The 21,280-nt window shown below is 37.0% G+C and carries 19 protein-coding genes; 12 read left to right on the forward strand and 7 right to left on the reverse strand.

What is annotated here, in order from left to right; genetic code table 11:
• Window positions 1-8: 8 nt before the first annotated feature.
• Entirely contained in the window at window positions 9-1,088 is a 1,080-nt protein-coding gene (locus tag JEM45_RS09395; RefSeq protein ID WP_198687380.1) for a branched-chain amino acid aminotransferase, read from the reverse strand.
• A gap of 209 nt (window positions 1,089-1,297) precedes the next feature.
• Between JEM45_RS09395 and JEM45_RS09400 the strand changes: the two genes are divergently transcribed.
• From JEM45_RS09400 to JEM45_RS09435, 8 genes are all read left to right on the forward strand, one after another.
• Window positions 1,298-2,227 carry an oxidoreductase gene (locus JEM45_RS09400; protein WP_198687381.1) on the forward strand — a complete coding sequence of 310 codons (930 nt, stop codon included), beginning with the start codon at window positions 1,298-1,300 and terminating at the stop codon, window positions 2,225-2,227.
• 313 nt (window positions 2,228-2,540) lie between these two features.
• Window positions 2,541-4,067 carry an AbgT family transporter gene (locus JEM45_RS09405; RefSeq protein WP_026866046.1) on the forward strand — a complete coding sequence of 509 codons (1,527 nt, stop codon included), beginning with the start codon at window positions 2,541-2,543 and terminating at the stop codon, window positions 4,065-4,067.
• A gap of 57 nt (window positions 4,068-4,124) precedes the next feature.
• Window positions 4,125-5,300 carry a M20 metallopeptidase family protein gene (locus JEM45_RS09410; protein ID WP_035855639.1) on the forward strand — a complete coding sequence of 392 codons (1,176 nt, stop codon included), beginning with the start codon at window positions 4,125-4,127 and terminating at the stop codon, window positions 5,298-5,300.
• 111 nt (window positions 5,301-5,411) lie between these two features.
• Window positions 5,412-5,714 carry a metal-sensing transcriptional repressor gene (locus JEM45_RS09415; protein WP_026866044.1) on the forward strand — a complete coding sequence of 101 codons (303 nt, stop codon included), beginning with the start codon at window positions 5,412-5,414 and terminating at the stop codon, window positions 5,712-5,714.
• A 15-nt stretch (window positions 5,715-5,729) separates the two neighbouring features.
• Window positions 5,730-8,114 (forward strand): heavy metal translocating P-type ATPase, encoded by a 2,385-nt coding sequence (locus JEM45_RS09420; protein ID WP_198687382.1) that lies wholly within the window; start codon window positions 5,730-5,732, stop codon window positions 8,112-8,114.
• 40 nt (window positions 8,115-8,154) lie between these two features.
• On the forward strand, window positions 8,155-8,361 hold the full coding sequence (copZ, locus tag JEM45_RS09425; RefSeq protein WP_035855628.1) for a copper chaperone CopZ: 207 nt from the start codon (window positions 8,155-8,157) through the stop codon (window positions 8,359-8,361).
• A 129-nt stretch (window positions 8,362-8,490) separates the two neighbouring features.
• Window positions 8,491-9,741: a hemolysin family protein gene (locus JEM45_RS09430; RefSeq protein ID WP_370545426.1), complete on the forward strand. Its 1,251-nt coding sequence runs from the start codon at window positions 8,491-8,493 to the stop codon at window positions 9,739-9,741.
• Window positions 9,738-10,598, forward strand: coding sequence for a metallophosphoesterase (locus tag JEM45_RS09435; protein ID WP_035855619.1), 861 nt, complete (start codon window positions 9,738-9,740; stop codon window positions 10,596-10,598). The genes JEM45_RS09430 and JEM45_RS09435 overlap by 4 nt, the downstream gene beginning before the upstream one ends.
• Before the next feature lie 48 nt (window positions 10,599-10,646).
• On the opposite strand, the gene menC is transcribed toward JEM45_RS09435, so the two are convergent.
• On the reverse strand, window positions 10,647-11,786 hold the full coding sequence (gene menC / locus JEM45_RS09440; protein ID WP_035855618.1) for an o-succinylbenzoate synthase: 1,140 nt from the start codon (window positions 11,784-11,786) through the stop codon (window positions 10,647-10,649).
• A gap of 150 nt (window positions 11,787-11,936) precedes the next feature.
• On the opposite strand from menC, the gene JEM45_RS09445 reads away from it, so the two are divergent.
• A complete protein-coding gene (locus JEM45_RS09445) occupies window positions 11,937-13,049 on the forward strand; it encodes an amidohydrolase (protein WP_026866039.1) in 1,113 nt (370 codons plus the stop codon).
• Window positions 13,050-13,081: 32 nt separating this feature from the next.
• Here JEM45_RS09445 and JEM45_RS09450 read toward each other — a convergent pair whose 3' ends face one another.
• The 4 genes from JEM45_RS09450 to JEM45_RS09465 form a co-directional block, all read right to left on the reverse strand.
• Entirely contained in the window at window positions 13,082-13,657 is a 576-nt protein-coding gene (locus tag JEM45_RS09450) for a hypothetical protein (RefSeq protein ID WP_198687384.1), read from the reverse strand.
• 109 nt (window positions 13,658-13,766) lie between these two features.
• Window positions 13,767-14,006, reverse strand: coding sequence for a hypothetical protein (locus tag JEM45_RS09455; RefSeq protein WP_026866038.1), 240 nt, complete (start codon window positions 14,004-14,006; stop codon window positions 13,767-13,769).
• Between the two features lie 65 nt (window positions 14,007-14,071).
• On the reverse strand, window positions 14,072-16,711 hold the full coding sequence (locus JEM45_RS09460; protein ID WP_026866037.1) for an MMPL family transporter: 2,640 nt from the start codon (window positions 16,709-16,711) through the stop codon (window positions 14,072-14,074).
• Entirely contained in the window at window positions 16,695-17,165 is a 471-nt protein-coding gene (locus JEM45_RS09465; RefSeq protein ID WP_198687385.1) for a MarR family winged helix-turn-helix transcriptional regulator, read from the reverse strand. Before JEM45_RS09465 ends, JEM45_RS09460 begins: the two co-directional genes overlap by 17 nt.
• A 152-nt stretch (window positions 17,166-17,317) precedes the next feature.
• Here JEM45_RS09465 and JEM45_RS09470 point away from each other — a divergent pair, with 152 nt between their 5' ends.
• From JEM45_RS09470 to JEM45_RS09480, 3 genes are all read left to right on the forward strand, one after another.
• Window positions 17,318-18,307 (forward strand): hypothetical protein, encoded by a 990-nt coding sequence (locus JEM45_RS09470; RefSeq protein ID WP_026866035.1) that lies wholly within the window; start codon window positions 17,318-17,320, stop codon window positions 18,305-18,307.
• Window positions 18,308-18,429: 122 nt separating this feature from the next.
• Complete coding sequence (gene rarD, locus JEM45_RS09475) at window positions 18,430-19,353, forward strand: EamA family transporter RarD (protein WP_166626943.1); 924 nt, start codon at window positions 18,430-18,432, stop codon at window positions 19,351-19,353.
• A 69-nt stretch (window positions 19,354-19,422) separates the two neighbouring features.
• Window positions 19,423-20,250: a hypothetical protein gene (locus JEM45_RS09480; protein WP_026866033.1), complete on the forward strand. Its 828-nt coding sequence runs from the start codon at window positions 19,423-19,425 to the stop codon at window positions 20,248-20,250.
• Window positions 20,251-20,309: 59 nt separating this feature from the next.
• Here the strand turns inward: JEM45_RS09480 and JEM45_RS09485 are convergent, their stop codons facing one another.
• Entirely contained in the window at window positions 20,310-21,230 is a 921-nt protein-coding gene (locus tag JEM45_RS09485) for a VOC family protein (protein WP_026866032.1), read from the reverse strand.
• Window positions 21,231-21,280: the final 50 nt, after the last annotated feature.

Genomic DNA, 21,280 nt, shown 5'->3' on the forward strand with positions numbered 1-21,280 from the left:
TCAATATATTATTTCACTGTGGAAGTAACTTCAAAAACCCATCCATGTTTGTCTTCTAGTTTGCGTGTTTGAATACCTGTTAAATTCTCATAAAGTTGTTGTGTAACTTCACCGATTTCGTTATTGTTCACACGGTAATCTTTCCCATGAATATTCATTATACCCACTGGAGAGACAACAGCTGCTGTGCCCGCTCCGAATACCTCTGTAATGGAACCATCGGTTAGACCTTTTTCAACATCATTGATATGAATGCGTTCTTCAACAACTTCATATCCTAAGTCACGAGCAAGCGTAATTAGAGAATTTCTAGTAATTCCAGGGAGGATTGAACCGTTTAATTCAGGTGTAACAAGTTGACCATCTCTAACGAAGAAAATGTTCATACTGCCTACTTCTTCAACGTATTCTTGATGCACACCATCTAACCAAAGCACTTGTTCATAACCAAGGTCGTTGGCTTTTTGCTGAGCGGTCAAACTCGCAGCATAGTTACCTGCAAACTTCGCTTCACCAACGCCACCACGTACGGCACGTACATAATAATCCTCAACATAGATACTTGTCGGATTTAGCTGTGCGCCGTAATAACCTGCTACCGGGGAAAGTACAATAAGCATTTTATATGATTTCGCTGGACGGATTCCAAGGTAAGATTCATCTGCAAAAACAAAAGGGCGAATATATAGGGCTTGGTTTTCACCATCTGGTACCCAATCATGTTCCATTTTAAGTAATTCTCTAAGAGCACTTAGGGCAAATTCCTCATCTATTTTTGGCATCGACATGCGTTCTAAAGACCGATTTAATCGTTTAAAGTTTTCATCTGGACGGAACAAAGTTACTTCTCCGTCAACATTATATGCTTTTAAGCCTTCAAAAACTGTTTGTCCGTAATGAAGGGCTTGTGCACTAGGTGAGATTTCAAATGGTGCATATGGGACGATGCTTGCATTATGCCATCCCATCTCTGCAGTGTAGTCCATAATGAACATGTGATCGGTAAAATATGAGCCGAAAGGAATCCCAGCGACCTCAGGCTTTTCTTTTAAATTTTGTGATTTAATAATTTGTAATTGCTGTGTCATAATTGGGCCTCCTAAATAATATAAGTTAAATAATTTGAAAATTGTTCTCATTGTAACAAGGCTAGATTAAAAAGGCAATATATTATCAGATAATTTAGAATTAAAGATAAATTATATTAATCATACTAAAGTAATATGGTATATTTTTATATTAAATGTACAATGGAGTTATAAAGCTTTTTTCATTAGTAAAAGTTAGGGGAATTAATATGACGAAGCAAATTTTCGAGGCAGTTAATTTGAAAAATGGACAAACCTTCGAAAACCGTTTAGTTATGGCACCAATGACGACACAATGTTCATTTCATGATGGTTCAGTGACTGATGAACTGATTAAGTACTACGCAACTAGAGCAGATGGCCCTGCAGCTGTGATTGTAGAAAGTACTTTTATAGATAATTATGGACGTGCATTTGAAGGTGCTTTAGGTGCGGATTCTGATGATAAGATTCCAGGCTTAAGAAAACTTGCAAGTGCAATAAAGGAAAAAGGATCTAAGGCACTCATTCAGCTCTATCATGCAGGAAGAATGGGGAGTCCAGAACTCAATATGGGACGTCAGCCAATTTCTGCAAGTAATATCAAAGCGCTTAGAGATAATGCAGTAGAACCAAGAACTTTAGAAATTGATGAGATTGAAGCACAAATCGAATTATTTGCTGATGCGAGCCGTCGAGCAATGGAAGCTGGATTTGACGGTGTTGAGCTTCATGGTGCAAACACTTATCTCTTACAGCAATTTTTCTCACCTCACTCAAATAGAAGAGAAGATGAATGGGGAGGTAGTAGAGAAAGTCGTACGACATTTGCCGAACGTGTAGTTGAAAAAGTGAAAGAAACTGCCGAAGAATATGGTAAATCTGATTTTATAATTGGCTATCGTTTCTCACCTGAGGAACTAGAGGAACCAGGCATTAACTTTGACGACACTATGTATCTTTTGAATACTCTCGCCGAATATCCAATCGATTACTTCCACTTCAGTATTAATAACTGGCAAAGAACATCGATTATAGACACTGATGATGAAGAGCTTTTAATCGATAAATATCTTAGAGCAAGAAATAGCTCACTTAAGGCCATCCCTATTATGGGGCAGGGGGTATTAAATCTAAGGAAGATGCACAAAATGCACTAAATTCAGGTTATGACTTAATGAGTGTCGGTAAGACTCATTTGATTAATCCAGATTTTGTGAACAAAGTGAAGAATGATGAACCGGTAAATTCTAAGCTTCTTGAGGGAGATAATGAAAAACTCTCAATACCGACACCTCTGTGGAATATACTCGGATTTTTAAAAGAAAAATAAGAAATTAACACAAACCTTTGTAAAAATTTACAAAGGTTTGTTTGTATTTGTGAGAATATATAGTAAAATCGTTTATTATAAGTTCCCTGGAAAGGGCTTTCTTATATAAAGATATACATAGTATGAAAGGGTGAAAATACTTGGCAGAACAAAAAGAAAAGAAGTCCTTTGCACAACGATTTTTAGATGTAATAGAGAAGCTGGGTAATAAGTTGCCAGATCCAATCGTACTTTTCATGATTATTGCTGGTTTAATTTTATTAGCATCTTGGATTGCAGGAATGTTTGGTCTATCTGCAAAGAATCCAACAGATGGAGAGACTATCGAGGCAGTTAACTTACTTTCAGGTGACGGTATTGTCATGATTATTACAGAGGCTATTAACAACTTTGGTGCTTTCCCACCGCTTGCTATGGTATTAGTTGTTATGATTGGTATCGGTTTAGCAGAGAAAACAGGTTATTTTGAAGCTTTAATGAAGCGTTCTCTAGAAATTACACCAAATGCTTTAATCATTCCAATGGTTATCTTAGTGGGTATTATTTCTAACGTAGCAGGTGATGCAGGACCAGTTATTCTTCCACCAATCGCAGCGATGATTTTCATTAGGCTTGGTTTGAATCCTATCGGTGGTATTTTTATGGCCTATGCTTCGACCAATGGTGCCTTCTCGGCAAACTTTTTATTAGGTATGACGGATGCACTTGCTGCCGGCTTTACAGAATCAGGTGCGAAATTGGTTGACTCAGAATATGTTGGTAATATCGCAATGAACTATTATTTCATTGCTGCATCTTCAATTATATTACTTGCAGTGATTTACGTAGTTGTTAAAAGAATCTCTATCCCACGTCTGGGTAAATATGATGGACCAGCTGTGGATGAGGAGCCAATTTCAAAAGAAGAAAAGAAAGCATTACTATGGGCAAACTTATCTGCCTTAGCATTTATCGTAATTATTATCGTTGCAACAGTGTTACCTAACGGATTACTAAGAAATCCCGAAACAGGTTCTATTTTACAAGAATCCCCACTAATGGATTCAGCGGTGTTCTTAATTACTATACTATTTTTTGTACCTGGTTTAGTTTACGGTTTCATGATGAAGAACTTAGATGGAACTAAAGGATTTGCTAAAATGTTAGGAGACTCTATGGCATCTATGGGGCAGTATATTGTCCTAGTGTTCTTTGCTGCGCAGATGTTAGCTTACTTTGAGTGGTCTAATCTTGGACCAATCATAGCAATTTATGGGTCAGACTTACTGACATCAATCAACATGACAGGTATTCCTCTATTCATAGGATTCATACTTATTGTGGCATTGATTAACTTACTCATTGGATCAGCGAGTGCAAAATGGGCAATCTTGGCGCCAGTCTTTGTGCCGATGTTCATGTATCTTGGTTATGATCCAGCCTTTACTCAAATGCTGTATAGAATTGGGGATTCAACAACGAACCCAATTGCACCAATGATGCCATTCTTACCATTAATCATCATGTATGCACAACGTTACCAAAAAGATATCAAGTTGGGTACAGTAATTGCCAACCTCTTGCCATACTCTATTGCACTTTTAATAGTATGGATAATCTTTATAATAATTTGGTATTTACTCGGAATACCAGTCGGACCAAACGGGCCAATTTACTTACCAGAATAAAACATTTAGAGGCTTTGATTTATACAAATCCTCTTCATTATATTAAGGAGAGATAATATGTTAGAAAATATGATTAAAGAAGTTGCTCCAAAAGTTATTGGGTGGAGAAGAGATATGCATCGCCATCCAGAGCTATCTTTTGAAGAGTATTGGACAAGTGATTATATTGAAAATGCTCTAAAAGAAATGGACGGTATTGAGATTCAAAGACCAACAAAAACGAGTGTCTTAGGTATTATTAAAGGGGACAAACCTGGACGTAAAGTTGGTTTACGTGCAGATATTGACGCACTCCCTATTCAAGAGAACCGTGATGATTTAGACTTCGTATCTGAAATCGATGGGAAAATGCATGCTTGTGGACATGACTCACATGCATCGATGCTTCTTGGCGCAGCAGAAGTCCTATCTAAAAATAAGGATAAAATTAGTGGAGAAATATATTTGATTTTCCAACATGCTGAAGAATTACCACCAGGTGGAGCCATTGAAATGGTAGAAACAGGATTGTTTGATGACCTGGATGTCGTCTTTGCTCAACACATAATGACAACTAAACCAATCGGTGAGATTCATATTAAATCTGGTGCGGTCACTGCAAATTCAGATACATTTGAACTGACTATTCAGGGGCAAGGTGGTCATGCTTCTCAACCAGAAGGTGCCATTGATCCTTTAGTAATCGGTTCGAGGATAGTGACTCAAATTCAAGATATTGTTTCACGTATGGCTGGCCCATTAGATAATCTAGTCATATCAATTACTAACTTTAATTCAGGTACAGGAGCGAAGAATGTCATTCCTCATACGGCAGAAATCAGTGGTAGTGTTCGTTCTTTAGATGCAGATATTAGAGAATTAGCTAAAGAGAAAATTGAAGCGATTGCTAAGGCGAATTGTGAAGTTTATGGTGCAGAATATGACTATAGATTTAACTACGGTTATTCAGCAGTATTAAATGATGAAAGTGAGACAGCGCGCGTGCGTACTATTTTAGATGAGACTTTTGGTCAAGATAGAGTGATCGAAAGTGAGAAAATGATGGGTGGGGAAGACTTCGGCGCCTTCACTGCTAACCTCCCAGGGGTATATATATTACTGGGCACATATAATGAAGAGAAAGATTATGTTTACCCACACCATCATCCTAAATTTGGAATTGACGAAGATGCCTTCATAGATGGCGTCCGTGCACATGTTAATGTTGCGCTTGGCTTAGGACTAAATAATTAATTATTCTAGAGACCAATTTAGGTCTCTAGTTTTATGACTTGACTAATACCCTATAGGGGTATATAGTATGGATATAAGATAAAACATTGAACTTAAGAAAGGAGTGGAAAAATGACAGAAGAAACGGTAAAACATATGTCAAGACCACGTCCAGAAGATGAAAAGGCAAAGATTATGAATCGACTCAAACGTATCGAAGGACAGGTTAGAGGCATTCAATCTATGGTTGAAGAAGATCGATATTGTATAGATATTTTAGTTCAAATTTCAGCAATTCAAAGTGCACTGAAAAACACAGGATTAACAATTACAGAACGTCATATGAAGCACTGTGTAACAGATGCAATCAATACAGGAGAAGGGGACGACTCAATTGAAGAATTGATGGCAGTCCTAAAACAATTTAGTAAGTAGAAAGGAGGAAAAGAATTGGCAGAAAAAGATGACTTAAATTTAAACATTACCGGCATGACCTGTGCAGCATGCTCAAATCGTATTGAAAAAGTGCTTAATAAGATGGATGATGTTGATGCGACAGTCAATTTAACAACTGAAAAAGCTTCTATTCAATACGATAAAGACAAAATTCAGCCAGAAGATATTACTAAAAAAATTAATGACCTTGGTTATGGTGTTCGATATGAGCAAGCAGAACTCGATATTACGGGTATGACTTGTGCAGCATGCTCAAACCGAATTGAAAAAGTTCTGAACAAGACAAGTGGTGTAGAAAATGCTACAGTCAATTTAACGACGGAAAATGCAATGATTGAGTACAATCCTAATATGATTGACGAGAAAGGCTTAATCGATAAAATTGGTAATCTTGGTTATGAAGCAAGCCAAAAACGCTCAAACGAGGAAAAAGTTTCCCATAAAGACCAAGAGTTAAAAACAATGAAGTGGAAAGTAATTATTGCGGCGTTACTATCAGCTCCATTACTTGTCACGATGTTAGATCACCTATTTGGTGTTAACTTACCAGATATCTTTATGAATCCATGGTTCCAACTTGCCTTTGCAACACCGGTTCAGTTTATATTAGGTTGGCAATTCTACCGCGGGGCTTATAAGAATTTAAAAAACTTTACGGCTAATATGGACGTCCTTGTTGTAATGGGGACGACAGCTGCATATGGTTTCAGTCTTTACGAGACTTATTTATGGATGACAGATGCTGTCGGACACCCACATTTATATTTTGAAGCCAGCGCAATTATCATCACTTTGATTCTATTCGGTAAGTATTTAGAAACGAGGGCTAAATCACAAACGACAGGTGCCATTTCTAAATTACTAGACATGCAAGCAAAAGAAGCACGTGTATTAAGAGATGGTCAAGAAGAGATGGTTTCTGTAGATCAAGTTAAAGTGGATGATGTGTTAATTGTTAAACCAGGTGAAAAATTCCCTGTAGACGGAGAACTATTAAAAGGAAGAACCTCTGTTGATGAATCAATGCTAACAGGTGAATCGATTCCTATTGAAAAAGAAGCTGGGGACAGTATCATCGGTGCAACAATCAACCAAAATGGTAGTGTTCAAGTCAGGGTTACAAAAGTTGGGAAAGATACTGCCTTAGCAGGAATTATCAAAGTAGTTGAAGAAGCTCAAGGTAATAAGGCGCCAATTCAAAGAATGGCTGACGTTATTTCAGGTTATTTTGTACCAATCGTAATTGGTATTGCAATCGTGACCTTTATTGTGTGGTATTTCTTGGTACCATCAGGTGACCTAGAATCTGCACTTGTTGCAGCAATATCAGTACTTGTTATTGCTTGTCCATGTGCTTTAGGACTTGCAACACCGACTTCTATAATGGTAGGTACAGGTAAGGGTGCTGAAAACGGTATTCTTTATAAGGGTGGAGAGCACTTAGAGAAAACACACAAGGTGAATGTTGTTGTTCTAGACAAAACAGGTACTGTTACTAAAGGTAAACCTGAAGTTACAGATTTTACTGGAGATGATGAAACACTTCGTCTTCTAGCTTCAGCAGAAAAAGGGTCTGAACACCCATTAGCAACAGCAATTGTTGCCAATGCGACTGAAAAAGGACTGACTTTAAGTGATGTTGATCACTTTGAAGCAATTACCGGTCATGGTGTAACAGCGACTATTGAAGGTAAAGAAATTCTAGTAGGTACGCGTAAGTTAATGCAAGACTACCAAGTGAATATCGGTACTGCAGATAGTGATATTGAGCAGTATGAGCATGAAGGTAAGACAGCAATGCTTATTGCAATTGATGGCGTCTTTAAAGGTTCTATAGCAGTCCTTGACACTGTTAAAGACACAGCTAGAGAAGCTGTTAAAGAAATGCATGATCAAGGTTTAGAAGTCATCATGTTAACTGGAGATAACCAACGTACAGCAGAGGCAATTGCACGTGAAGTTGGTATTGATGATGTGATTGCGGAAGTCTTGCCTGACCAAAAAGCGGATAAGATTAGAAGTATCCAAGAATCAGGAAGAGTCGTTGCGATGGTTGGTGACGGTGTCAATGATGCACCGGCTTTAGCTTTAGCGGATGTTGGTATTGCCATGGGCACTGGTACTGAAGTTGCCATTGAAGCAGCGGATCTTACAATACTTGGTGATGATTTAACACTAATTCCAAGAGCGGTAAATCTGAGTCACGAAACAATTAAAAATATTAAACAGAACTTGTTCTGGGCATTTGCTTATAATACGCTTGGAATTCCAATTGCAGCCCTAGGTTTCTTAGCACCATGGGTAGCTGGAGCTGCGATGGCATTCAGTTCAGTAAGTGTGGTAACCAACTCATTACGTTTAAAACGTGTTAAAGTGTAAATACAATATATAATTAATAAAAATTTGGAGGATGAATATAATGGCTAAAACAACAATTGATGTAGTAGGAATGACTTGTGGACACTGTAAAGCTTCTGTAGAAGGTGCTTTGAATAATCTAGAAGGTGTATCTGAAGCTTCTGTAAGCCTAGAAGATAACAATGTTGAAGTAAACTACGATGATACAGTAACCGATCGAGCAAAAATGACAGAAGCAATAGAAAATCAAGGTTACGATATAAAATAAGTAACCGAAAGCCGAAATCCGTTATCGGATTTCGGTTTTTTTATACCTTATTATTCCAATCAAAAGCTCTATAATGGTAAGATAAGTATAATACATAACTTAAACAAGGGGGAACCACGATTGATATTTGTGGTTATTGCTTTGCTCTTAACGTCATTATTCTTCTCAGGAAGTGAAACAGCTTTAACAGCGGTTAATAAAATTAAATTGCAATCACAAGCAGCAGGGGGAAATAAAAAAGCAGAGAAACTCTATGAACTGGTAAATAAACCGAGTCAATTTATTACGACAATATTAATAGGTAATAATATAGCAAACTTAATCACACCGGTTTTGGTGACTTCAATGGCAATTCAGTACGGGTGGAGTGTCACACTTGCATCAGCTGTACTCACAATTACGATAATTATTTGTGCAGAAGTTATACCGAAATCTATTGCAGCAGCGTTTCCAGAACGCGTGTCATATACGGTGCGCCCAATTATTTCATTTTTGAATATCATTTTTTATCCATTGACTGTTATCTTAAATTCAATGACAGATTTTATAACGAAGATACTATCAAAGGGGTCAAAAAAAAGCTGGACAGTATCGCGTGATGAAATTGTGAATCTAGTTCAGATTGCAGATAGTGAAGGGGCACTTGCCTCGACCGAATCACAGAGGTTAAAAGGAATCTTAGATTTTAAGGAATTAAATGTTAAGGATGTTATGACAACACCAAGAACAGAAATGATGGCAATCCATAAAGATGAAAAGATGGAGGACGTCAGGGATACCGTTATAAATAACATGCATACCAGGTATCCTGTTTATGATGAAGGCCTAGATGATATTGTGGGTGTTTTTCACTCTAAATATCTTTTGAAATGGTCTGTTACACCAGAAAAGTCACTTCTAGATTTTAGTGATACTAAACCTCTTACTATTAGAGAATTTCAAAATGTAGAAGATGTTTTAAGACGTATGAGTAGAGAACGTAGACATCTTGCGATTGTTCTAGATGAATACGGAGGAACTGAAGGTATTTTAACACATGAAGATATTATAGAAACCATGCTTGGTTTTGAAATAGAAGATGAAACGGATTTAAAAAATGATTCTGTTGTACGTGCCTTTAGTGACGATAAGATAATCTGTGATGGGAAGATTACTTTACACCGTCTAAATCAATTGTTCAATACAGCAATACCAGAAGAAGAGGATACCTTATCAGGATTCTTATTATCAGCGTTTGAAGATATTCCAAAAATGGGAGATAAGACATATCTCGATAATCTAGAATTTCAAGTTTTGAAGATGGAAGATCATATGATTCGTCTTGTTAAAATTATGAAGCATGATAGATCATTCAACGAAAATAATGAGGAAGAGAAATGAGTATACTTAGAAAATTAAAAATAACACCACTCATCCTAGGATTTACGATTGCTCTCGCTCGTTTTTTATGGAAAGAAGATAAGCATATTATTACGACGAAATATCAATATAAAAATAAAAATATACCCAGTGCTTTTGATGGATATAGAATTATTCAAGTTTCAGACTATCATAATGCTTTTTTTGGTCGAAGCGCAAGTAACCTCTTAAGAGCAATCAAAAAAGCTAATCCAGATGTAATTTTTATTACTGGTGATGTTATCGATAGACGGACACCTTTTTTAAAGCGTTCTAAGACCTTTATTGAGAAGGTTACCAATATTCAGGATGCATATTATGTAACGGGTAATCATGAAGCGGATTACACTAAGTTTCATAAGTTGTACGAGATTATTGGAAATTCTGATGTAGTGAATGTGACAAAGAAGGCTGTTGAACTTGAGCATAGGGGTGAAAAGATTAACCTCACTGGTGTGAGCGATGTTTGGTTCTTTGGTGATGAAGAGAATATTATGACCTATAGAAATTTTTCTAATGAAATTAAAAAAAATGTGAATAATTTACCACATAATTTTACAATATTACTCGCGCATCGTCCTGAGCTATTATCTATCTATAGCAAGAATCCTGTAGATCTAGTATTTTGTGGCCATGCACATGGAGGTCAGATTCGCCTACCAATAGTAAAGGGTTTATATGCGCCTCATCAGGGGGTTAATCCAAAATATACAGAAGGTTTATATGAAAAAGATGGCACCACAATGGTGGTCAGCCGAGGACTTGGCAACAGCCGCTTCCCTTTTAGGGTATTTAACCATCCTGAACTTGTTGTCGTAGAACTTAAAAAAGAGTATTAAAATACTGCCTAGGGATCTTGGTATTTCAAGAACCCTAGGCAGTTTTAATTAGTTATGCATAATCATATCGAGTTGATCGTCTTCAGTAAGTACTTCTGTTTTTACTAGGTATTGTTTCATCTTATCGAAGTCAACTTCTGCACCTATACCAGGCTTTTCTGATATTTTTACAACACCATTTTCTGCGACTACTTCCGGTGTGATGATGTCTTCATACCAATATCTTGAAGAGGACGCTGTGTCACCTGGAAGTACAAAGTTGCTGAGTGATGTAATTGCCACATTGTGAAGTCTACCAACACCCGCTTCTAACATACCGCCACACCATAGAGGAATATCATGTTTGGCCGCAAGGTCGTGAATTTTTAGTGATTGGGTTAAACCACCGACACGTCCTACTTTGACATTGATGATCTTACAGCTACCAAGCTCAATTGCTGCCTGGGCAGATTCAAATGAATCGATACTTTCATCTAAACATACTGGGGTCTTAATTTCTCTTTGTAATTTAGCGTGATCGATTAAGTCTCCAGCCATTAGAGGTTGTTCAATCATCATTAAGTTAAATTCATCTAGAGCCTTCAGCGTATCGATATCATCGAGTGTATAAGCAGAGTTAGCATCAACCATCAATGGGATATCAGGGTAGACTGTTCTTATGCTACGAACCATTTCTACATCACGGCCGGGTTTGATTTTAACTTTAATACGTTTATAACCTTCTTCAACTTTTTCACCGATTTTTTCAAGTAGGGCTTCATCTGTATCTTCTAAGCCTAAAGAAACGCCGACTTCTACAGTTTCTTTTTCTCCACCAAGTGCTTTAGCAAGTGTAATGCCTTGTTTCTTAGCGTATAAGTCCCAAACGGCACCTTCAATACATGCTTTAGCCATGTTGTTACGCTTGAATGGCTTATATATATCCCAAACTTCATCTGGATGAGAGATTTCTTTACCGATAACTAATGGGCCGAAATATTTCTTTAAGGCAATTAAAGTCGCGTCCATAAATTCTTCAGAGTAGAGCGGGTCTTCACCAGACACACATTCTCCAAAGCCACTTGTGTTGTCCTCATCAATGACTTCCACGATAGTAATAAAACGCTGTTGTTGTGTGCCAAAGGATGTTGTAAATGGGTTTTTCATATCCATCAATAGCTGATGTAGTTTAATTTCTTTTATTTTCATCTTATTTCCTCCGTGTAATCAATATATATGTATTATACACCATAAGCATAAACACTTCTTTCATTTCCCACCATTAATTTAAATTTTCTTACAATTATAACTGTGATATATTTATTAATAACAGATTTTAATTTTTGAAAGAGGGATTGCATGACAACGGCAAAAATCAATGAAATTTTCAATCATATTCACAACAATGCAGAGCTTAGCAACGAAGAATATAAAACGACGGATTATATATATGAATTTCTAAAAAATGAAGGTTTTGAACCGGTGAAGTTTAAGAATATTACTGGATTATACTGTGATATGGGGAATTGGAGTGGAGAATACCCTCTAATTGGTATGCGTGCCGATATTGATGCACTTTACCAAGAAGTGAATGGTAAACTTCAGGCGAATCACTCCTGTGGACATGATGCACACATCTCTATGGTGACTGGGGCAATGTTAAAACTAAAGGGTCATGATGCACTTAAAACACGTGGTGTAAGATTTGTTTTCCAACCAGCCGAAGAGCTAGGTACTGGTGCTTTAGATGTGCTAAAAGAAGGCGTTATTGATCCATTAGATTACATGTTTGGTATTCATTTACGACCTATTGAAGAGGCGACAGACGGGTTTATTTCACCAAGTATTGAACATGGATCTGCAGGATCATTTGAGTTTAAAATTAGTGGGCATGATGCACATGGTGCAAGACCGCACTTGAATTCTAATGCGATTGAAGTCGGTTCAGCTATTGTTGACATGCTCTCTAAAATACACATTAACCCGATGGTTCCGGCGAGTGCTAAGATGACTAAATTTATGGCGGGTTCAAAATCATTAAATATCATACCAGGTTCAGCTGAATGTGGAATTGACGTGCGTGCACAAACAAATGATGCAATGAAAGATTTAAAAGCGAATATTCATAACATTTTAAGAGTCGTTGAAGAATTATATGATGTGACTATTGAAGACTTGAAGGAATCTTCAATAGTTGCAAGTGAGAGCAATGAAGAGGCTATTGCTGTTTTCCGTTCAGCAATCATAGATACTGTTGGAGAAGAGTATTTACTAGAACCAATTGTAACAAGTGGTGGAGATGACTTCCATAACTATACAGTACAGTACCCAGAACTCAAAGGCGCAATGGTAGGTTTAGGCTGTGATTTACAACCAGGCCTTCACCATCCAGATATGATCTTTAATCATGAACGTATGGAAACAGGTGCGAATGTTTTATATCAAACGATTTTGAATGTACCTGAAAAATAAATGTGCAAAAATAAAGGACCAGTACTGGTCCTTTAAATGTTTCTATTCAGGTTTGGGTCATTTGGATGTTGTGGTTGTTTGTCATTTGAAGCGTTATCTTCAAAGTCTTCGTTATTCAATACACTGCCGTCATGTTCATCTCTTAGTTTTCTAGAATATAAGAAGAGGATGATAATAGCAGCAATACCTGCAGTAACAGCATTCAACAGGGCAAGTAAGACACCAATAATAGGTTGTTTAACATACGCTGTAAATATACCAATAAAGGCGATTGATTCCATTAGTAGATAAGTGATGACAATATCACCAATAGATAAGCCCATTAGATATAAGATGATACCAGCGATGGCAAATACTAGACCAATGTGCTTAGGTTGAAATGATCCTTTCTTGAGAATATTACCATCATAAGCTTGGCCACCGAGGTAGAAAGTACCAAATGGTATGAAGGCAAGCCAAGGTAAGTCATATCTTTTGATTTCAGCCACTCTGAAAAGGAAGTAACCTTGTAGCAACCATTTCAATAACCCTACTATAAATACGACGAGTAATAAAAAGATTCCAAGTGCTGCTGCTCCAAAGAAAAATGCTATAAATTCCCAGCCCATAGATACACATCCTTTAATAAGTTATGTTAATTGTACCATTAACAGTAATTCTCAAAAAATCATAAGCCTATTAAATAACCCGTATGTGAATTCACATACGGGTTATTAACTATCCTCTATATAACCTTCTATTTACACGTTCGGCATGACGATATGCATTGATCACACCGTAGAGCCATACGATTGGTAATGTAATAAAACCAATCAGAACATATAGAAGTAGACCGTTAATCATTTGTATCAATATGAGTAGGATACCTTTAAAGATTTGTCCGTTATATATCTGTCCGAGTCCTGTTACAAAGAAACTCAATACTGCTGCTAATCCAGCACTTTTCTCTCCTGGCATGGATTCAACTCCTTACTTAAAAAATACTAGTTTTTTATACCCTAGAATTGTCAATTTCAAACTTTCTATTGATCATCAATACTATCTTCGCGACCCTTTCCACCTGGCATTCTAAATGGCCAGAATGTGCCGCGTTTAAGCGTTGCGATCATTGCTGGAATAAGCAATGGTAAAACGACAAAGGCATAGAATAGTAGGGCGAATATAATGACGCTGGTTACCTGCACTAATATCGCGATACCTGAAGGATATAGGGCTGCGAAGGTACCAGTTAGGATGATAACTGCTGTGATGACTACGGTACCCATTCGGCGTACAGATAATTCAATCGCTTCACGAATTGAACTGTATCTCACTTCTTCTCTAAAGCGGTCGATAATGAAAATAGAGTAGTCAATACCGAGTGCGGCAAAGATGATTAGACTAAAGAATGGAACTGCCCAGTTTAATTGATCGATACCAAATAAGGACAAGAGCCACTGAGAAATGGTCATTGAACTGAAGTAGGTAATGAAGATGGAACTGATCATTACGACTGGCAGTACAAGTGATTTAAAGAGTACCGCTAAAATGACGAATAGAGTGACGATGAATAGTATGACAACATTTGTGTAGTCATCAGTTGTCACTGTGTCTAAATCTCTATTCATACTAGTGACACCTGAGTAATATGCAGTTGTTTCCTCGTTGTCTAGACGTTGCATTTCACTATCGACTGTTTCTTCAATATCATCAAGCACACCAATCGCTTCATTACTATAAGGATCGACATCTAGGATGACATTCATCTTAACTGCTTGTCCATCTGCGAATGAGTATTGGTCAATTGCTGATTGAAACTCTTCGTTTTCTATCATTTCGTTTGGAACGTTAATACCTGTACTATTTGTCGCTTCATTGTCATTAATGGCAGTCATAAGATCACCAACTTGGCTCACACCATTGTTGATTTCGTCTAGTCCTGTTGCCATCTCTGATAGTCCTGCGGCAAGTTCTGACATCTGTGTTTGAGATTGTTCAGTCATTGTTTGAATTTGTTGGTTTGCTTGAGTCATACCTTGTGATAGCTGATTTGCACCTTGTGAAAGTTGTGCGAGCTGTTGACTTGCACCGTTTACGTCTCCTGTGGCACTTAGGTATTGGCTGACACCATCAATACCAGTCGATAATTCTTGAACACCGCTTTCTAATTCGGATAGGTCTCCGCCACTCATATCAGCACTAGAGATTTGTTCATTAATTTCTGTAAGTCCGCTAGAAATTTCAGTTAAGCCATCTTGAATTTCAGTCAATCCATCATTGGCTTCATTGAGTTGGTAAGAGACTGACAACTCATCCATCTTATCTCCGACAGGTCGTGTAAGTGTCTGTACTTCTTTGACGCCGTCTAACTTAGTTACCGCATCAGATACAGATTCTACACGAGTGAGCCCGTCAGAAGTAATCAGATTTTCATCATTAGAAAAAATAACTTCTACAGGGAAGGTTGAACCTGCATCAAAACTATCGCTGATCGTATTAACCGCATGAACGGCTGAATATGAATCATCGAGTTCAGATAGAGAATCGTACTGAACCTCATCGTCATAGAAGTAAATTAATGCAATGAGAACAGCAACCACTGTAAATATGACACGCGTTGGGAATTTTAAGGACAACAAACCAAGTGGTGTCCAAATTTTACTTTCTCCTGAACCAGAAGTGTGTTTACTTGGCCAGAATATATACTTACCAATGAGAGACATTAAGATAGGTAATATCGTAAATAGTGATAATAATAGTGCTAAAATACCAACTGCTACCCCAACTGCTGAACGGTAGATTTCAAAGTTCGCAAAGTAAAGGACACCAAATAATATTGCACCTGAAATACCACTTATAAAGACTGTCTTACCTGCTGTCTTAAAGGTATTGATGACCGCTTGATTTTTGTCGTGATGTTCGAGCTCTTCTTTAAATCTATTGAGTAATAGGATGACGTAATCCGTACCTATACCGAATAGAATTACAATTAAGAAACTCTGTGTTTGAGGTGATACTGGGAAACCGAACCATTCTACAAACCATCCAACAAAGGATTGTCCGAGTAGGTAAGAAATACCGACTGCAATCAGTGGCACAAATGGTGTGACAATCGAGCGGAACATTACAAGTAAGACGACGATAATAATCATGACTGTAAAGATTTCAGTTGTCTGTACACCATTCATTGCATCTTCTTCGAGTGTTCTTTGAATCATCTCATTAGATGTAATGGACGTGTCTGCGTCTGTGGTATTCATGCCTTCAATTTCTTCGGCATTAGTGAGGATATTATTCGCATCACCAGTGTATTCCATTGGAATCATAATGACGCCAGTATCTTCGTTTACAAAGTTTTCCTGCATGTCTTCACTGAGTGTAAATGGATTGATCACATTTTCTGTATAATCTGCGTCTTCAATTTCTGAGATATAAGATTCAATATCTGCTTGATGAGACATTGGTGAGTCTTCAAACTCGAGAACTAAGGACATCATTTCTACATCTTGGCCGTGATCTTCTAAGTATTGTCTTGCTTGTTCGCTTGCGGCCGTACTCGGTAATTGAACATCACCTTTTTCAGCGGCAAGTTCAGTTAAGTTTGGCGATAACATGAAAGAAATAATCGCAAAAGCGAGCATTAATACAGTAATCGGCCATTTAAATTTAAGCACCTGCTTCATTAAATAATCCTCCGTCTATCTTAAAAATTTTTATGATGGTGTCTGCTGCTTCATTAAGAGCTTGGGTATCTTTCTGTGATAATGAGCCTAATTTCTGACATATAATCTTAGATAAATGTGTAAAGACCTCACTAATGATTTCTTGTGCTTTTTCTGTCAGACTAATAAGTTTTGAGCGCTTATCATTGTTTAGTGGATTTTTCTTCGAGTAAATCAATTTTTTTGTACTCAACTTTCTTAAAGCATGGGCAATGGAACTTTTATGTACGCCTAGTTTTTCTGATAGTTCTGTTGGTGTTGCGGATTTGTGCATAAATAAATATTCAATGATTGCCATCTGTTCTTTAGAAATATGCATTTGTCTGACTGACTCTGTAACTTCAGAAAAAATGTGAGCATAACCAAAGCCGAAAATCTGAGTAAACTTTTCAATTGTCTCAGAATCTGCATTCAATGTAAGTGACCTCCAATCAAGCAAATTTATATTTAGAACAAAAGAAGTTTAACATGTTCAACTACTTAAGGCAAAAGTTATCGCTTGGTATGAATGAATATATTGAATCAGGGTATGGAAGACTATATAAATAAAGGAGTGATTATTAGGTTATGTTTGAATATCTATCTTTGTATAGAAGAAATGCAAAAGGGCAACACGGTAAAGTATTAGGCTTTACAATTTTACAGATGATACTTTGTATCATACTACCTTCAATCTTGATGTTTGCTTTAATGTTTGCACCTGCGCTTTTATCATTTACTAATACCGATGACTCGACAATAGGCGTCGCCTTCATTGTCTGGGGACTAGTCATTTCGTTGGTTTTTGTATTAGCTTGTATCTTCTTAATTTTTCCAATGTATGTCGGTATTCTTAGATACTTTGCAAGTGCGTATACAGGTAAACCATTTAGTTTTGGTGAAGCATATAAAGTTTTCAAGAAAGGAAACTACTCAAAACTTATTAAGATTGCTTTACTCGTTTTTCTCCTGTACGTTGCCTTGTCTATAGTGATTGGTATATTAATAAATATGCTGTTTGTTATTGCAATTACGCCACTTGCTGGCGCAGGATTTGTGACTGAAACAACACAGCTCCAAGAATTGTCTGTACCAATGATAATCTTATCGGTAGCTCTAGCTCTTATCGTTACGATTGTTGCTTACATTCCATATATCATCATGTTTATTTATTTCGCAGTGGTATTTATGGTCTACATTGATGAGCCTTTAATTCCAACTATGGATAAGCTAAAAATAGCGTGGGACATCTTATTCAAATCAAGCGCGAGTATGGTGAAGTTATTCTTTAGTAACTTAATCTTGTATATTGTGATGATGATTGTAATGTTCGCTGTCATTTTCGGTCTTGCATTCTTAGTCAGCTTCACCGCTGTACAAACGGACATGCCTGGCTTGTCAGCAATATTAGGATTTGTTGTACTCTTAATCACGTTTGTGATTGGTGTGTATGTCTCTTACCTGATTTTAGGATCAATCGTTGCATATTATTTTGTAGGAAGAGAATCATTGGATGAGATTAATCATCAAGAGAAACGTGAACCGGATCACCAAATTGAAAACGATAATGATTTATAGTAAAAAACTTAGCGGTGAACAGCTCAAGCTGTTTGCCGCTATTTTTATTGAAGTGTAATTGTTGCTAATTTAGTGTTCAGTTGTAAAATTAAGATAAAATACAAAAAGAATGAGGTGAGTCAATGTCCAATGTAGCAAAAGGGATATTGCTAACAGGTGCAACATACGTAATCTGGGGTGTACTTCCAATTTACTGGAGGCAAATTGAATATGTCTCACCATTAGAGATTATAGCCCATAGAATATTTTGGTCTTTTATTTTTATGATTTTTTATATCAAACTAACTGGGCGATGGGAATATTTAAAAACCAATCTTACATACATATTCAGTGATAAGAAAAAAGCGTTAAGTATCATAGCAGCTTCGATTATTATAAGCTTAAACTGGTTGACCTATATTTTAGCTGTGAACCAAGGTTATATACTAGAGGCAAGTTTAGGATACTATATCAATCCGTTTGTCAGTATTTTACTTGCCTTTTTTATTTTGAAAGAAAGATTCTCTAAGGGCGAATGGCTAGCAATATTCATAGTTTTGATTGGTGTAGTGTACATGACGCTTGGCGTGGGGAGAATACCATTACTCGCTTTGACTCTAGCAGTAACATTTGGGGTATATGGATTGATTAAAAAGACGATTAACTTAGACGCGACGTACGCACTTGCTGTTGAGACGGCAGTACTCGCTCCCATAGCTTTAATATATATCATCTATTTGAATGTTACGGGTATGAATACCTTGGAATTTGGTGTGAACGCTGAGACAGCCTTCACTGTAGGAACAGGTGTTGTTACAGCAATTCCACTATTAATGTTTGCGATTGGTGCAGTGTACATTCCTTTGTCTTTAATAGGTTTACTACAATATATAGGACCAACCCTAACACTGTTAATTGGCATATTTATATATGGTGAATCATTCACCGACACCCATAAAATTTCTTATACTTTCATTTGGTACGGCCTAATATTGTACACAATAATAAGGTTTAAAAATTCTAGACCAAGACGTCCGAAGAAGACCGTCAAACTTACGGAGTCTTAGCTTATTGTTAGATATAATGAGAAGTCCGTGGTACTATTTAGAAAGATTTTAGTGTAAGGGGAATGAGTCATGTATTATTTTAAAAATTTTGGCTTATTGTTAATCGTCACGGGTTTTTTAGCAGCCTGTCAGGCAACTGATTCACAAGCTGTAGATGACTCAGAAAACGAAAGAACTGTCGATACTAACAAGACTAAAGTCTCAGAAGATAATAATTCCACAGAAGAATCTGAAGAGCAAACCAGTGAAAATAAAAATAATTCTACTGAAGAAGACAACATAGAACAGGCGAAAGTTGAAGATGAACAGCTCGCCAAAATAATCGATAAGTCAACAGAAATCGAAAGCTACAAAGCAGAATTAAACCTAGAGGCTTCATTAGATGAGATGGAGGAAGAATCTCTTAATGCAGAAGCTGACGTCATAAATGGAGACCCACCTCAATTACGGCTAAGAAGTGCAGGCGAAGATCGCACTTTATCGAGAGATGGACAAACTTATTTCTACAATGGTCAAGATTGGATTAATGTATCAGATTCGGTCGATGTTAATTTATTATACAGTGTCACTTATGATCAAGCGGTTCATTCTTTAGAAACCTTGTTTGGTTACATGACCACAGAGGAGACCGATGATAAGATTATTTATAAGTACCATGGAAATGATGAGGAAGTTTATAGAAATCTAGAGTCATTGGTGCAAGTTAATTTTGGACAAATGACTGTAGAAACAGTGGAATCCTCAATCGAATTTGTTGTAGATGAAGAGAGAATGTTGATAGAGAAGATTAATTTTGATGTCGAAGGTAAAGATACAGGTGGCACGTTCTCATTAAATGGTGATACTACCTTTGATAACTTTAATAATATTGATCAAATCGAACTCCCTAATGAGTAATGATTAAACCGTTCCTTTAATTTTAAAGGAACGGTTTTTTATGTTCTAATTACTAAATTTTAGAGTGGGTGTAGGCGCATTTCAATGAAGTCTCTATCATCCTCTAAAAATGGAGGGACTGCGAGTTTTTCTCCTAATGTTTCTAGTGGCTCATCGACTGTAAACCCTGGACCATCTGTAGAAATTTCAACGGTAATATTGCCTGGTGCATTAATATATAGTGCCTTGAAGTAATGTCGATTCACAACGCCAGAAGACAGCCACTTATCTGCTTTAATCTTTTTATAGATTTCTTCTAAATCAGCTTCATCTTTCACTCTCAGTGAGAAGTGATGAACACTACCATAGCCTTCTTTTTCAACATTTGTCGTTCTAGATTCGAAGATAAACACCGCATCATCACCAAAGTCAACTCGAGCTTCTGTATCTTGGTCAATGTCCCCATCGTATTTACCGCCTAGCAATGTAAGAAACTCAACCATAGGTTTTAAATATTGAACGGTGAGTTCAACACCGTAAACGCCTCTAATGGCGTAGGCTTCAGGAATATCGTTATCTGTATGAGGGACTGCCTTATTCTCATTATCGTCAACGACTAGGGCAAAGCGTTGACTTTCCTCATCAGAAAATTTCATCAATGTTTCGCCGAAATAATCGATGATACCTTCGTGATAAACGCCTTTTTCATCGAAACGGTCACGGAAGTATTGTAAGGCTTCTTTTGACGGAACACGTAAGATTGTACGTGAGATAGAGTTAGTTCCTGGTGTGTACTTAGGGGCAAGACCGATTTCAAAAAAAGTCACATCTGTCCCTGGTGTCCCTTTGTAGTCACTATAAAATAAGTGATACATACTTGGGTCATCTTGGTTAACAGTCTTTTTAACGAGACGATGACCTAATATTTTAGTGAAAAAATCATGATTTTCAATGATATTCTTAGTAATTGCGGAAACATGGTGTATACCAAATGCAGGCATAATGCATCCTCCTTTAATCTCTTTGATTTTATTATATAATACGACTATGC

The organism is Jeotgalicoccus sp. ATCC 8456, from assembly GCF_016313225.1.
Lineage (GTDB): Bacteria > Bacillota > Bacilli > Staphylococcales > Salinicoccaceae > Jeotgalicoccus > Jeotgalicoccus marinus.